This is a genomic window from Neobacillus sp. C211, assembly GCF_051842875.1.
Taxonomy (GTDB): domain Bacteria; phylum Bacillota; class Bacilli; order Bacillales; family Cytobacillaceae; genus Neobacillus.
This window is the reverse complement of the sequence record NZ_JBPXRO010000058.1, coordinates 1-14,052: the sequence shown is the minus strand read 5'-3', so window position 1 is coordinate 14,052 and position 14,052 is coordinate 1. Positions and strand designations below refer to the sequence as shown.

13 protein-coding genes are annotated in these 14,052 nt (G+C 38.2%); 2 read left to right on the top strand and 11 right to left on the bottom strand.

Annotation, left to right across the window (positions count from 1 at the left end):
• Window positions 1-113 precede the first annotated feature (113 nt).
• Complete coding sequence (locus ACSU6B_RS28270) at window positions 114-1,388, top strand: IS110 family transposase (RefSeq protein WP_410889744.1); 1,275 nt, start codon at window positions 114-116, stop codon at window positions 1,386-1,388.
• Between the two features lie 526 nt (window positions 1,389-1,914).
• Here ACSU6B_RS28270 and ACSU6B_RS28265 read toward each other — a convergent pair.
• The 11 genes from ACSU6B_RS28265 to ACSU6B_RS28215 form a co-directional block, all read right to left on the bottom strand.
• Window positions 1,915-2,328, bottom strand: coding sequence for a chromate resistance protein ChrB domain-containing protein (locus ACSU6B_RS28265; RefSeq protein WP_410889742.1), 414 nt, complete (start codon window positions 2,326-2,328; stop codon window positions 1,915-1,917).
• Window positions 2,325-2,759 carry a Chromate resistance protein ChrB gene (locus tag ACSU6B_RS28260; protein WP_410889740.1) on the bottom strand — a complete coding sequence of 145 codons (435 nt, stop codon included), beginning with the start codon at window positions 2,757-2,759 and terminating at the stop codon, window positions 2,325-2,327. Before ACSU6B_RS28260 ends, ACSU6B_RS28265 begins: the two co-directional genes overlap by 4 nt.
• A gap of 16 nt (window positions 2,760-2,775) precedes the next feature.
• On the bottom strand, window positions 2,776-3,972 hold the full coding sequence (locus ACSU6B_RS28255) for a chromate transporter (RefSeq protein WP_410889739.1): 1,197 nt from the start codon (window positions 3,970-3,972) through the stop codon (window positions 2,776-2,778).
• Between the two features lie 275 nt (window positions 3,973-4,247).
• A complete protein-coding gene (locus ACSU6B_RS28250; RefSeq protein ID WP_410889737.1) occupies window positions 4,248-5,180 on the bottom strand; it encodes a DUF1259 domain-containing protein in 933 nt (310 codons plus the stop codon).
• A 353-nt stretch (window positions 5,181-5,533) separates the two neighbouring features.
• Window positions 5,534-6,661 carry an NtaA/DmoA family FMN-dependent monooxygenase gene (locus ACSU6B_RS28245; RefSeq protein ID WP_410889736.1) on the bottom strand — a complete coding sequence of 376 codons (1,128 nt, stop codon included), beginning with the start codon at window positions 6,659-6,661 and terminating at the stop codon, window positions 5,534-5,536.
• Window positions 6,662-6,695: 34 nt separating this feature from the next.
• The gene (locus ACSU6B_RS28240; protein ID WP_410889746.1) at window positions 6,696-7,394 is read right to left on the bottom strand and encodes an MsnO8 family LLM class oxidoreductase; all 699 of its coding nucleotides are present in this window, start codon (window positions 7,392-7,394) and stop codon (window positions 6,696-6,698) included.
• Window positions 7,395-7,733 (bottom strand): LLM class flavin-dependent oxidoreductase, encoded by a 339-nt coding sequence (locus ACSU6B_RS28235; protein WP_410889734.1) that lies wholly within the window; start codon window positions 7,731-7,733, stop codon window positions 7,395-7,397.
• A gap of 168 nt (window positions 7,734-7,901) precedes the next feature.
• Window positions 7,902-9,335, bottom strand: coding sequence for a DHA2 family efflux MFS transporter permease subunit (locus tag ACSU6B_RS28230; RefSeq protein ID WP_410889733.1), 1,434 nt, complete (start codon window positions 9,333-9,335; stop codon window positions 7,902-7,904).
• Between the two features lie 98 nt (window positions 9,336-9,433).
• Window positions 9,434-10,777 carry an NtaA/DmoA family FMN-dependent monooxygenase gene (locus ACSU6B_RS28225; protein ID WP_410889731.1) on the bottom strand — a complete coding sequence of 448 codons (1,344 nt, stop codon included), beginning with the start codon at window positions 10,775-10,777 and terminating at the stop codon, window positions 9,434-9,436.
• Window positions 10,778-11,004: 227 nt separating this feature from the next.
• On the bottom strand, window positions 11,005-11,430 hold the full coding sequence (locus ACSU6B_RS28220; RefSeq protein ID WP_410889729.1) for a MarR family winged helix-turn-helix transcriptional regulator: 426 nt from the start codon (window positions 11,428-11,430) through the stop codon (window positions 11,005-11,007).
• Between the two features lie 567 nt (window positions 11,431-11,997).
• Window positions 11,998-12,357 carry a winged helix-turn-helix transcriptional regulator gene (locus ACSU6B_RS28215; RefSeq protein ID WP_410889727.1) on the bottom strand — a complete coding sequence of 120 codons (360 nt, stop codon included), beginning with the start codon at window positions 12,355-12,357 and terminating at the stop codon, window positions 11,998-12,000.
• Between the two features lie 224 nt (window positions 12,358-12,581).
• Here ACSU6B_RS28215 and ACSU6B_RS28210 point away from each other — a divergent pair, with 224 nt between their 5' ends.
• Window positions 12,582-13,328 (top strand): NADPH-dependent F420 reductase, encoded by a 747-nt coding sequence (locus ACSU6B_RS28210; RefSeq protein WP_410889725.1) that lies wholly within the window; start codon window positions 12,582-12,584, stop codon window positions 13,326-13,328.
• Window positions 13,329-14,052: the final 724 nt, after the last annotated feature.

Sequence of the window (14,052 nt, the reverse complement as noted above, 5' to 3'; positions counted from 1 at the left end):
TCCGTTAGCATTCCTGTAGTTCGTTATTTTTCGAGTTTGAAAAAAATAGGGCTCCTCAGTAAGATATGAGTATAGACACCACTCTAACTCACAACTTTAGGAGGAACCCTACTATGAAGTTTAAAATGCAAAACAAACAAAATCAACTAATAGAAAGAATTTCCGTTAAACATCTCGTTGTTGGTGTGGACATCGCTCAACAATTTCACGTCGCTCGAGCAGTGAATTTCCGTGGAATTGTAGTCGGCGATCCTCTCACATTTGAAAATAACGAAGATGGATTTACTATTCTATTGCACTGGATTAACAAATTAAAAAAGACAATTAACTTAGTTACCACTATAGTCGGCATGGAACCCACGGGACATTACTGGATTAATCTATCAAAATGGCTTTTCGAACAGAATATTGATGTAGTAACAGTAAATCCGTACCATGTAAAAAGGAATAAAGAGAATCGAGATAATACTCAGTCCAAAAGCGATAAAAAAGATGCACTAGTTATCGCTGATATGGTGAAGAATGGGTACTATTCCATCGTACGTCCAACTTCTGAATCATTTGAAGAACTTCGAGTTCTTATGTCTAACCGTGATGTGATTGTTAAGCGTCTTGTTAGTTCAATCAACCAATTAAATCGTTGGGTAGACGTTGTCTTTCCAGAGCTTCGACAAGTTTTTAAAGACGTGAAAGGTAAAGGGACAATCGCAACCCTTCGCTTATTTCCTACCCCGATGGAATTGCGTTCAATGCAACCTCAAAACGTTGTTATCGGGTGGAAGTCACTGATGAAGAGGCAGCCTGGATTAAAAAAGGCCCAATTACTTATTCATTTAGCTAAGCGTTCGGTTGGCACTAAGCAAGCACTTGATTCTTATAAATTTCATCTACAACAATTACTAGAGGAATTTGACCTCGCAACAACACAACTTGAAAGAGTTGAAAAACAAGTCACAGAAGTACTTAAACAAATTCCTTATGCTAATCAATTGCTTACCATTAAAGGAATTAGTGAGATTTCATTGGCAGGTATATTAGGGGAAGCTGGAGATTTAAGTGGTTTTGCCCATGGCAATTCTTTACTACGTCATGCAGGATTACACCTGGCTGAAGCAAGTTCGGGGAAGTGGAAAGGTCAAATTGTCATTTCCAAACGAGGAAGATCTAGACTTCGGCGTTTTCTCTACTTAGCGACGATGAGCCTTGTCATGAACAACCCTGAGTTTAAAGCTTTACATACCTCAAATGTTAAGGTGAAAAAAATCAAGAAGATGAAATCAATTATGAAATTGGTTGGTAAGCTGGCTCGTATATTTGTAGGAATAGCCAAACGAAATGAATCTTATTGTCCAGAAAAATTACAGCCTATAACTTCTTTAGCAGCATAGAACTAATAGTTTCTTAGAAACACTTACTAGTTTCCCGAAAGGGAAACTCCAATAAATAAGAATAAAGAATGATTGTTAGCTTTACACTTATCGAATGTTGGCTTATTCGTAGGATTTCAAATATGTACGGAGTACCAGATTACTTAAACAAAAGGGCACTGACCCATCCCGTTAGCATAACTGGCCTCCACCCCTTGGATAGGCATGACGAAGGAATGATAGGGCAAATGACCCGTTGAGACATGGGAGGGAAAGCCTCCAGGGGCGGCGTGGAGAATGTACATCATATGGTAAAATGTGGAGTTTTTTATTACTCCTTTATTTCACTATGCCTTCACGAAGCCATATTGGTCTTAATTCATTACATTTAAACCGTAATCTACTACCAAGGGTTATGAAATCCTGCGAATTAGCGAGCATTTGTGAGAAAATCGTATTAAACTGAGGGAGTTTAAGTGTAATGTTTCACAATCTTATTTGAGAATAAAAAAAGGCGACTTATCTAATGTTCGCCGCCGTGTCAGTCTTACTTTACTTTTAATTGAGCATACAATGCTTCAAAAATTATACTACCTCTTTCTAATGCACTCATATCATCCGCACTTGTTAATCGAATTCCGTCACAGATAAAATCAAGTCCTGGTGCAATCGGTTCTAAAAATATTTCTTGTATTGTATCTGCTTCATCTACAATTTTCGCCATTCGTTCCAAAACAGGATCTTTGATTGCAAATTCTTTTAACATGGTGTGGAATGTACAATGCCCCCTTCGATGAGATAGACGAACACCAGGAATATCAAATGGTTCATATCCTTCTGGTAATGGCTTCTGACCAATAGGCACAAATGAAATTTCGGCTTCAGAATCTATCCATTTTTTGATTAACCAGGCACAAGCCATTCTATCTACTCCAACATTTTCCCAAGTGACCCATTTCATCCATTTATCCCGCCTCTAGCATTTTGTAATTCTTCCAATACGTGTTTTCCTAAATTTGATTGAAAATAATCTTTTATTTTGATTTGCTGATATTTCTTGGAGAGAGAAACAAGATCGAACTCTTCTTTCTTCAACTCATCTAGTATTTCGGCGTACTCCTGGTCCACTTGCTCCAAAAATTCCTTAATAATCAATTCATCTTTCATTCCTAAGATCAATTGCGACTCCCAAAGAGTTGCTTCCCCTCCAAGCTCCTGAATTTCGACCGTTAACCATTGGAATTGTTCCTTTGTTTTTGGATTAGACGGAAGGCACCAAACGGACTCGTGAAGGAGAACTGCACCTATTCGCCTTAGTTTTCGCCATACATAAACCCGAACTTTACTTGGATTGCGTGGGATCTTATACAATAAAAGCAGCCAATCTTGCATAACACATCTCCTAGTCCTATTGCATCAACGGGTAAACAATTAATCCGATGATAGCTGATACAAGAATAATAACAGGTTCTGAAACCTTTTTGCTTTTCCATAAAAGGGCTAATGTAATCAGGGCAAACAAAGCAGTAGGAACATCTATTATCGACCGTTTCCCCAATACAATAACCGCACCACTGATGGCTCCTGTTGCAGTTGCCGTTACCCCATTAACAAAAGCGTTTATTCCAGGAAGTCTTCCATACTTTTTAAACAATGGTGCAGGAAGAATTGTTAACAAGTAAGCTGGGAGAAAAGTGGCTAGTGCTGCAACTGTTGCTCCAGAAAATCCTGCCACTAAATAGCCAATGAAGCCAGTTGTAATAACAACAGGACCTGGTGTTATCATTGCCACAGCAACTGCATCAAGGAACTGTTGAGCATCCAACCAACCGTATTCCTTTACGACACCTCCGTATAGAAAAGGAACGATTGCAAGACCACTACCGAAAACGAATGCCCCTGCCTTTGTAAAGTAAGTGAATATGGACCATAATGTACCTGAGTTTGAAGATGTTATGGTTCCTAACAGTAAAGAGATTGAAAAGGGTTCTAAACTGTTTAGCTTTGATTTTCTCCATAACCCTTTTGGAGGTGATTTCACTAACCAATATAAAATTCCTGCCCCTAGAAATAAAAGAACATTTTCTGTTTCGGTAATGACTGTTACTGTTCCTGCAATTAAAAAGATAATCCAAAGAAGCCAATCCTTACCGATAGTTTTTATCGTTAGTTTATAAGCACTGAAGGCAATAATTCCAATTACACTTGCACCTACTGCATAGAATACGGCTTGCATCCAAGTTAAACCACCAAATCTAACATATGCCCAACCTAAAACAAGCACCATTGCAAATGAAGGTAAAACAAAAGTGACAGCAACCAGCGTTGCTCCAAGTATTCTGTAATGAACATAACCTAGATAAATGGCTAATTGTGCTGCTAAAGGACCTGGAGCGAGCTGTGACAATGCAAGACCATCTTTATAGTCCGCTTCCGAGATCCAACGTCGTTGCTCCACCAGATCTCTATACATGTAGCCTGTTAATGCAACTGGTCCACCAAAACCGATGGTACCCAATTTTAAGAAATATAAAATCAATTGCCAAAGTGAGTAAGCCGCAGCTTCGGGCTGATTATTAGACTCATTTTCCAAAGATTTATTCATAGCCATCTCTCCCCATAAGTAATACTGGTTACATTTATAAATATTATATGTGGTGCCAGTAAATATGAGAAGAAAAAATAGTAATATTGGTTACATTTTCTTTTAAACCGAAAAAGAGTGCTGATATTGCATAAACCCTAATTTTTTTAATTCTACTAACTTAGCTGAACAAGCAAAAAAGACCGCAGTAGCGATCTCCATCTTTAACTCTTGCACCCGTTAGATTAGTAAGAAAGTTAACTTCTTGATAAAAGTCACATAAAACAGAACAATAGCTACTTACTATGCGTTTTGTCCAAGGCTTCACGCAACGCTTTTGCTAATTTGAACGGACTTTCATTTGCCCAAAAATGCAGAAAGAACAGCCTTGGATTCTCTGTTAACATGTGATTATGTATGGCGGTTACTTCAATGCCATTCTTACGCAACGTACGTGCAACAGGATTTACTTCTTCAGCCGTAAGCACAAAGTCCCCAGTTGTTGCTACTTTCCCATTTTCCGTGGGCTGAAAATTAATCATTGTGGCTACCCCCATAGCAGGAGGAATTTCCATGCCATTTTCCATGATTTTTTCTAATCGGGGAATACCTACATGATAAACGCCATTCGTAACCGTACCTTTATTTCGAAGTATTATATCAAGTTTCTCTTTATCGATGGGAAAGGAAACCGATTCCTCTGTTATGCTCTTTGGTATTTTTGTTAGTTGCAATCCAGAACTAATTACTTTCGCTAATTGAACTGGATTACCATGCCCCTGAATGTGCAAATACATAATTCTAGGTGTTTCCCCTAACAAATGGTTATGTAGTGCAGATACCTGTATTCCTTGATTAAATAGCTCACTCATGACTGGTTGAATTTCCTTTTCTGTAAGAACTAAATCACCCATTACCATTGCTCGACTATCGATTTTTTTAAAAGCCACCCAGCCACCTAAAGCTAATCCAGTGCGAATTGGTGTCCCTTTAACAGTTACTTTCAAATCATTACGTGGTAGGCTGATATATAAGATTTCATCTGGCTTCATGACACCTGTTCTTCCAATTTCTTTTTCTACAAGTTGCCATTCAGGTAAAAGATTTTTTGAATTCAAGTGGTTAGGAGAAGCAGCGTCAGTTACGATAGTGAATGAAATATCAGAAATCAAAACTACAACTAAAAAAGCAGTTATTATCCTATATTTAAATAGGAACATCAGGGGCATAGAATAACTCTCCTTCGATGTAAAATCATATTATTTAATATCCCTAATTGATGTTTTTCTTATTCAACTATCCTGCCCCGTTAGCTCAATAACAAAAAAGGATCGCCGCAGCAATATCGGTTCTTCAACTCTTGCACCCTTTAGTTTAAGTTCATTAATTCACAAATTTCGCATTAAGTGGGCTCATTTTTCTTAGATTACTAAATAGTGCCTTCAACCAAAATGGGCTAGGCACTGTTAGAGATTACCTAATCACTATTCTAAGTAATGATTAAGGGATGATTTTGTTATTCCTCTGGTTTTTTAGTAGTTAATTAAAATATAATCTAGTTCACTTCAGTTCCCCGTTCTATTCATATTGAATATCTATTTTCTGGATAAGGTAAACCTAAATTACCACGTAAAGTGTTTGATTCATATTCCTTACGAAAAATTCCCTTTTCTTGTAAAATAGGAACAACTAAATCAATAAAGTCATCAAACCCCGATGGATGCTCCTGTCTCATCAGCAATAGATCCATTGCCCCTGCCTCGTACCAGTGTTGAATTTGATCTGCTACTTTTTCTGCCGAACCAAAAAATTTCGGCTTTGGTATACGGTAAATCGGCATCAGCGCTTGCAGTTCCTGGAATTTTTCTTCAGCTTCTCTTTCTGTTCTTCCTACAATCGGATTATGTGAAATCGTAAGTAGGAAATCATCAAACGAACGCCCTTCCAACTCCACTCTCCTCTTTAACTCTTGACTAAAAGCTTTTGCATCTTCTAAATTATCAGCCGGGAGAAATACACCGTCGGCATGCTTTGAGGCAATATTCATGAAATCCGAAGAAGTGCCGGCTTGGAAAATAACCGGTCTTCCTTGTCTGGAACGGCTAATATTTAAAGGACCATCCACTGAAAAATAGTTTCCTCTATAATTTAGAGCATGCATTTTTTGTGGATCAAAGAATACACCGCTTTTTTTATCTCGTATAAATGCGTCATCCTCATAGGAGTCCCAAAGACCTTCGACAATCTCTAAAAACTCTTTTTTCATAGGATACAAGTCTGCTTTAGAAAGATGAGTGCGACTATAATTCGCTAGTCCTCCTGGATTAGAAGTGACAGCATTCCATCCTGCTCGGCCATTACTGATTTTATCAAGAGAAGCCATTTGACGGGCAACAGTGAATGGATCCGCATAGGAAGTTGCAATTGTGGCAGTAAGTCCGATTGAATGAGTCACCATGCTTAAGGCAGACAGAATACTTACACCTTCAAACTTACTGAGGTAATGAGGAATCATACCTGGACCAATATGGCTAACGTCAGTTAAAAAGATGGTATCAAACTTTCCTTCTTCTAATCTTTTTGCTTTTTGTACATAGTAATCAATGCTTTCACTAGCATTTGCTGGCATATCTGGGTGACGCCAGCCCATGTAATTCCAGCCTACCCCATCTATAGTCCCGGCTATTTTAAGTTGTTTTTTCTCTTTCATTAATTTCACCTTCTTTTCGTTCTAGTCTTATTAGCTATTTAGATTTAAGATCAAATGCCTCTACTAGTAATTGGTGTCCTTTTAGTCTGCTTTCTTGACTAGGATAAAAATCAGCAATCATAATTTCATCTACTAAAGCTTCTTTTGCCAATCGCTTTAACTTTTCAGCAACATTGACTACACTTCCAATAACAAAACGGTCTTTATTATATTGACGTGCTTCTTCTTCCTGTGATGTATAAACATACTTACTGGCTTCTTCTAGTGTTGGAAATGAAAGATTACGTGAACCTGTTGCCATTCTTGCCCACATTAATTCCAATGGTCCTGCCAAATATTTTGCCTCTTCTTCTGTTTCTGCTGTAATGACTCCAATAGCTAACATGCTTTTTGGCTCGTTCATATAAATAGATGGCTTGAAATTTTCACGATATAAACGAAGCATTGGGATAGCTAATCTTGGTGCTAAGTGGGCTGCAAACACAAAACCAAGTCCTTTATCTATAGCGAACTGTACACCGCCCTGACTAGAACCTAACATATATATATCAGGTACTATTGATTCATTCCCTGGAACTATTATCTTCTTGAAAGGGTGTTGAGCTGGGAAATTTCGTGAAAAAAACGAGAGTAACTGATTTAGTTGTTCTGGAAAGTCATTTGCAGTAAGTGACTCTTGTGAACGTTGTAAGGCTAATGCAGTTAATCCATCTGTTCCTGACGCTCTTCCTATTCAAAGGTCTACCCTACCAGGGTACAGTGCTTCAAGTAATGTAAAGTTTTCCGCTACTTTCAGAGGGCTATGGTTGGGTAACATAATCCCTCCTGAACCTACACGTATATTTTTGGTATGTGAAGCTGCGTGTAGACTTAACAAATCGGGAAATGTACTGATTTGGCTAGGAGTATTATGATGTTCCGTGAACCAGTATCTCTTATAACCTAATCTGTCAGCTAGTTGTACCATCTCCGTTGAATTTTTTAAACTTTGAATAGGATTACTGTCAGGATGTACATGTACAAAATCTAAGATGGATAACTGTAGATCATTATAAAGTTCATTGTTGACCATTTACTAAAAACTCCTTTTTCTTCATTAGAAGAATAACTATATATATAAGAACTTTTTTCTCTTATAGTTATCGGGTATATAACAAGTAAAACATCGGAAAAGATAAATACACAGGGTCAACTTATATATTATTATCCGCTAAGTGACCCTGTTTTTTTTATAAAAACATTAATGTGGTGAATTCATCACCTTGTGGTTGACTACGACGCGGCGGATGAAGAGCGCTATGACCACGCCAATCAATGCTATGATCATCGTGAACAAGAACACGCTTTGTGATCCTGCCGTCATCGCGTTTGCTATTTCGGTCAGCTTGGTCGGATCGGAGGAGCCGTGCAAGTATTTCTCCATACCACCAGTAAGGATACTGATTGCGACCGCTGTTCCAATCGCCCCCACGACCTGCTGCAATGTGTTCATGACTGCCGTGCCGTGCGGGTATAACTCCGGCGGCAATTGATTTAGACCGTTCGTTTGAGCAGGCATCCATATCATGCCTACCCCAACCATGAGCCCGATATGCAAAGCCACGATAAAGCCCACTGTAGAAGCAGGAGATAGGGTAGTAAAGAACCATAACATAACTGAAACGATCACGAGACCGGGAATAACAAGCCATTTCGGTCCATATCTATCGAACAAGCGCCCCATACGCGGGGAGAGGATACCGTTCAGCGCGCTGCCCGGCAAAAGCATGAGTCCGGCGATGAAAACAGACAGTCCTGCACCAGTCTGCAGAAACATCGGCAGAATAATCATGCTCGACATAATAATCATCATACATGCCAGTACTAGAAGCAGCCCAACGACGTACATTGGATACTTGAAAACGCTCAGATTCATCATCGGATCATTCATTAAGTTCTGCCGCAGTATGAACAGCACCAGCGCGATGAGCCCAACGACGATTGAAGTAACCACGACTGCACTGCTCCAGCCTTCAGATCCTTCGCCTGCCTTACTGAAGCCAAAGACAACTCCTCCAAAGCCGATCGTTGACAATGCGACAGATAGTAGATCCACCCCAGGTTTTGTGACATCAGTGACATTTTCCAAATACTTCAGCCCTATCAACAACCCAATAATCAAAAGTGGCAGCGAGAACCAGAAAACATAATGCCATGTTAAATACTCTATTAATAGACCGCCTATGGTCGGTCCGGTTGCTGGCGCAAACATGATAACAAGTCCAACGAAGCCCATCGCCGCCCCCCGCTTTTCCGGCGGATATATGATAAGAATGGTATTGAACATGAGAGGAAGCAACAATCCCATGCCTATTGCCTGTAAAACTCTAGCGAACATCAACATTTCAAAATTGAAAGCGAGTGCCGCAATCAATGTACCTACGATTAAGCTAATTAGTGAACCTGTGAACATCTGCCTCGTCGTAAACATCTGCAGCAGCAACCCGCTCATTGGCATTAAAATGCCAAGAGTCAGCAAGAACCCGGTTGTTAACCACTGTGCGGTTGCAGCTGTAATTTGAAATACTTCCATTAAATTAGTCATTGCTATGTTTAGAGCGGTCTCGCTAAACATGCCAACAAAACCGCAGATAAGCAACGATGCAAATATGGCACGCGTATTGTATTTTTTCATCTCTATATCTCCCTGTAATCGATTTAATTAATAATAGTTTATTTTTTTGCAAATCCTTGTTTGTTTAAATACTCAAGCATAAAGGGCTTTCTTCTCTATTAATTATTTTCATATTTCAGCCTTCCGTATTGGTAAGGAACTCCCATATTCTCGCGTAGTGTTTTTCCTTCATATTCCCTGTGGAACAAACCGCGCTCCTGCAAAATTGGGACAACCAGGTCCACAAAATCAGCAACTCCGTCATAGGCGATATCCGGAACAACCGAGAAGCCGTCACATGCACCAGCCAAAAACCATTCTTCCAAGAAGTCAGCAACTTGCACGGGGGTACCTGCAACTACCGGATGATAGTTAATGACCCCATGGGCAAGAACATCCCGAATGGATAGCCCTTGTATCAGCAGCTCTAAAGCTCTGTGGGATCGTGGATCCATTGGGTTGGCATATGCCTTTTTCAACAAGTCAACTGATAAAGGTTGATCAATATCTACCGAATTCACCGATAGTGGTAAACCAACCATGGAACCAAGGTACCTTACCCTACCTGGAATCTCTTCAGGATTAAAACTCATAAGCTGTCTTCGTCGTTCTAAACCTTCTTCTTCAGTTGAACCTATAGAAAACATAAAACCTGCATACATCTTGATGTCATCGGGATTTCTCCCAAAACGAGCTGCACTTTGTCGAAGCACTTGCCTATGTTCACGAGCAGATTCTATATCATATGGATTTGCATAGACACCAGATGCGTACATACCCGCCAATTCCAATCCTTCATTTCCTCCACCTGCTTGAAATATAACTGGCTGACCTTGTTCAGAAGGTGGGATTGGCAAAGGACCACGAGATGAATAATACTGTCCTCCAAGATTTATAGGCTGAATTTTGTTCATGTCGGCAAATTTTCCACCTTCTACATCTAACGTCCAGGCGTCTGATTCCCAACTCCCCCACAATGCTTGAACAATTTGTATGGATTCATGAGCCATGTCATATCGTTCTTTGCGACTGGCGATCTTTGCACCAAAATTTGCTGCAGCTAATGGCTCAGAAGTGGTGACCGCATTCCAGCCTACACGTCCATGACTTATAACATCTAGTGCTTTGAACTGACGTGCTATGTTATATGGATAATTGAATGTCGTGGATAGGGTAGCAACAAGCCCAATATGTTTCGTTTCTCTGGCTACCGCCATTAGTGCTAACATAGGGTCCATAGGGAACATAGGGGTCTGAGGACCTAAGTCAACGGTTAATGCTGGAGTATCAGCGATAAAGATCATTTGAAATTTTCCTTTTTCAGCTAATTTAGCTCGCTCCACATAACTATCCGTATTTGTGTAGGCAGCTGGGACGGTACCAGGCATTCTCCAAGCGCTGAATTCAGCTCCGTAACCAGAAATCATTTGTAGTGCAAGTTGCATCTCTTTTCTTTTTTTCATGTATATCTTCTCCTTTATTTTAAATAGGCTCTAAGTAAGCAAAAGAGCCTTAAGTGAATTATTTCCTATCAAATTTCAGTAGTTTGGAGAAAACAAAATAATATTTAGCTTGCTAACTAATTTGTTGGTGATTACCCAGCAAGGAAAGTTTTTTACGATATAGAGATATTCAATATTTAGGTTGCTAAATAATTACTTAGCATGCTAAATATCAACATAGAGAAAACTTAGAACAAGTTTCTCTCCATTCGCTTCATAAGTTCCCTTAATATTAAGCGTTCTTCCGGTGAAATTGAATGGAGTAATTTTTCTTGTTGCTGTTTCCATTTAAACCCAACCGGATTTTCTAATTCTTTGCCTTTATCTGTTAGATAAATTCGCATAACCCTTGCATCATGTTCATCGCGTTTGCGGTATATAAATCCGTTTTGCTCCAATGATTTAACCATATTTGTTACCGTAGGCGGTTCGCATTTTAAATGTTCACAGAGTTGCATTTGTGTTACCCCATCGCCTAACCACAAACGAGAGAGTAAATTATCTTGACCTACATAAAGATTAAGTTCTCTTAGACTTTCATTATAATCTCGACGCATTTGAAATGAAATTTTATCTAACGACTGACGAATATCGCAATCAACCTTTTCGTTCATAGGTATGCCCCCACTACTAAAATGTATTTAGCAAGCTAACTATATCATGGTAAAAATTTAGTTGTCAATTTAAGGTACCTCCTCACATTTTATCGGGCTGAATTTATCTAGAACGGAGGTCAAAAGTATATATCCAATAATAAGATGGAACCTTTGATCGCCATCAGTTTGTTTCACACTGAAATGTCCAGATTCTGTTTATGACTCCGTTTTGTCTATCAACTTGTTGGATGGAGTTATTTTGTTACATGAACTAGAATAAAACCATTTCTCAACTTTTTGAAGAGGGCAATAAAAATGGATTTAGTACATTTTTTTGTACTTAACAGTAGATAGCGGGTGTGAATGTTCCTAATAAACTAAGCTCTCTTTGTGTTAACCAGCTTAGCTAGAACAAAAAAAAGCTGCCACATAGACAGCTTCGGATCTATTAAATCTTGCCCCTTTACTATAACATTTCTTCGTAATAGAAAAAGCTGCTGTTAGAACGATTTCCCCTTTTTCTTTATCCACCATTTAATTTTTGAATTTTGGGTAAACGGTAAACGATGAATGAGAGCGCTTTGGTTAGTCTACCTGCTCCCCAAACTTCTTCCCGAACTCTTCCATCAAATCAATTATAGGAATGAATTCTTTCCCTTTTGAGGTTAATGAATAATCTACACGAGGAGGAACTTCTGGATAAACTTTGCGATTTATTAAGCCATCTCTTTCTAATTCTCGAAGTTGCTTTGTAAGAGAACCTTGTGAAATATCCCATAAAAAGGCTTTAATTTCACTATAACGACGCTCTTTAGACTTTAAAAACCAAAGAATTAGATATTTCCAACGTCCGGAGAGTATGTTTTGGGTATAGGCAATGCCATATACTTCTCTTTGTTCCTTTATACACTCTTTGTCAAATCCATCATTACATATTCTAGACAACTTTTCACCTGCTTTCTAATGTTAAGTACAAAAAAATGTACTACGTCAATTTTTATTGCCTACTTCAAAAAGATGAGAAATCATTTTATTCTAGTATATGTAACAGAATTACTCAATACGTTTTTAATATCTAATGAATTTATGTTTCGTTTTAATAAACATATGATTGTGTAACTTTAAGCAGATTAATTCTTTTATATAAAAATTCTTTAGGAGGAACAATAATGAGATTTGGAATTATAGGTGCAGGACCAATTGGGTCAATTATTTCTAAAAAATTAGTTAAGAATGGATATGATGTCAAAATTGCAGATGCACGAGGAATTGAACGTTTAGAAAGAAAAGAGTTTGCTGGAACACCTGTGCGTGTAGAGGATGCAATTAAAAATATTGAAGTTCTTATAATATCTCTCCCTATAAAAGCAATGACAAGCATTCGGAACATTATCGATCAAGTCGGGGAGGAAGTAATCATTGTAGATACTTCAAATTATTATCCTTTTAGAGACGGCATAATTGAAGAAATCGAGAACGGGGTGGTTGAAAGTGTTTGGGTTTCAAACCAATTAGGCAGACCAATCATTAAAGCTTTCAACAACTTATTAGCTTATACTTTAGAAAATGAAGGAACATCCGAAGATTCTAGTGGTAGAATTGCAATGGCAGTTGCTGGTAATGACCCATCACAAAAACAAGTAGTCATGGACGTAGTAAACGAGCTAGGCTTCGACGCAGTAGATAGTGGTTCTTTAAGTAACTCTTGGAGACAACAGCCAGGAACTCCTGCTTATTGCACAGAGCTAACAAAAGATGAGCTCACGCAAGCGTTGAAAAAGGCAAATAAAGAAAAAGCACCTTTACTACGGGACAAGGTGATGGAAAGGTTTGCAGAAATCCTTGCAGAAAAAAAAGAAGTTGAATTTTCACATAAGGATATTGTGAATTTAAACAGAGAAATATACAATTCATAAAACAAAAGGTGCACTCGTTAGAGAGCACCTTTTGTTACATCCATATATCCCTATAAAGTTGTAAAGGTATGTCTTACATTTAAAATAACAGAAACTAAGTATGTTTGTGTTTAAAATCCCTCTTATACTAACCTGCCCCGTTAGCACAATAAGAAAACGGGATCGCCGCAGCCATCCCATCTTTAACATAAGCACCCATTAGTTGAACAATAAATCTCTTTTAATAAGTACCCTTCCCCCCTCATTTTTCAGGTAATTCAGGAAAAATTAGATTTACTATTAACGATACAAAAACACAAAACCAAAGTACTGCTATGTTGAAAAAATGACTTCCAAAATTAAACATAATTAGGAGAAAAATAAAGAATATTAGAGATTGCACCCACCTCGGATAATATCGCCTACGATTACGATTTATTTTCTGTACAGGTTTGTGTAGTATGACTTCAACTAGAACAATAGCTATAGAATTAAACAATGCTATCCACCAAGAATAGTGATTCCAAAACAAAACACTAAATAATAAAATTACTATCACTAAAGAACCATAAAATTGCTTATTTAAAATTTTTTTCAAAAACATCCCCCTCATTACTGAGAATCTTAGCATGAACTGTAACCGTATTCTTCATGAAAAAATTCCCAAAACTTAATACACTAACCTGCTCCGTTAGCTGAATAAGAAAAAAAGATTGAAGATCAATTCATTGATTTTCAACTCTTG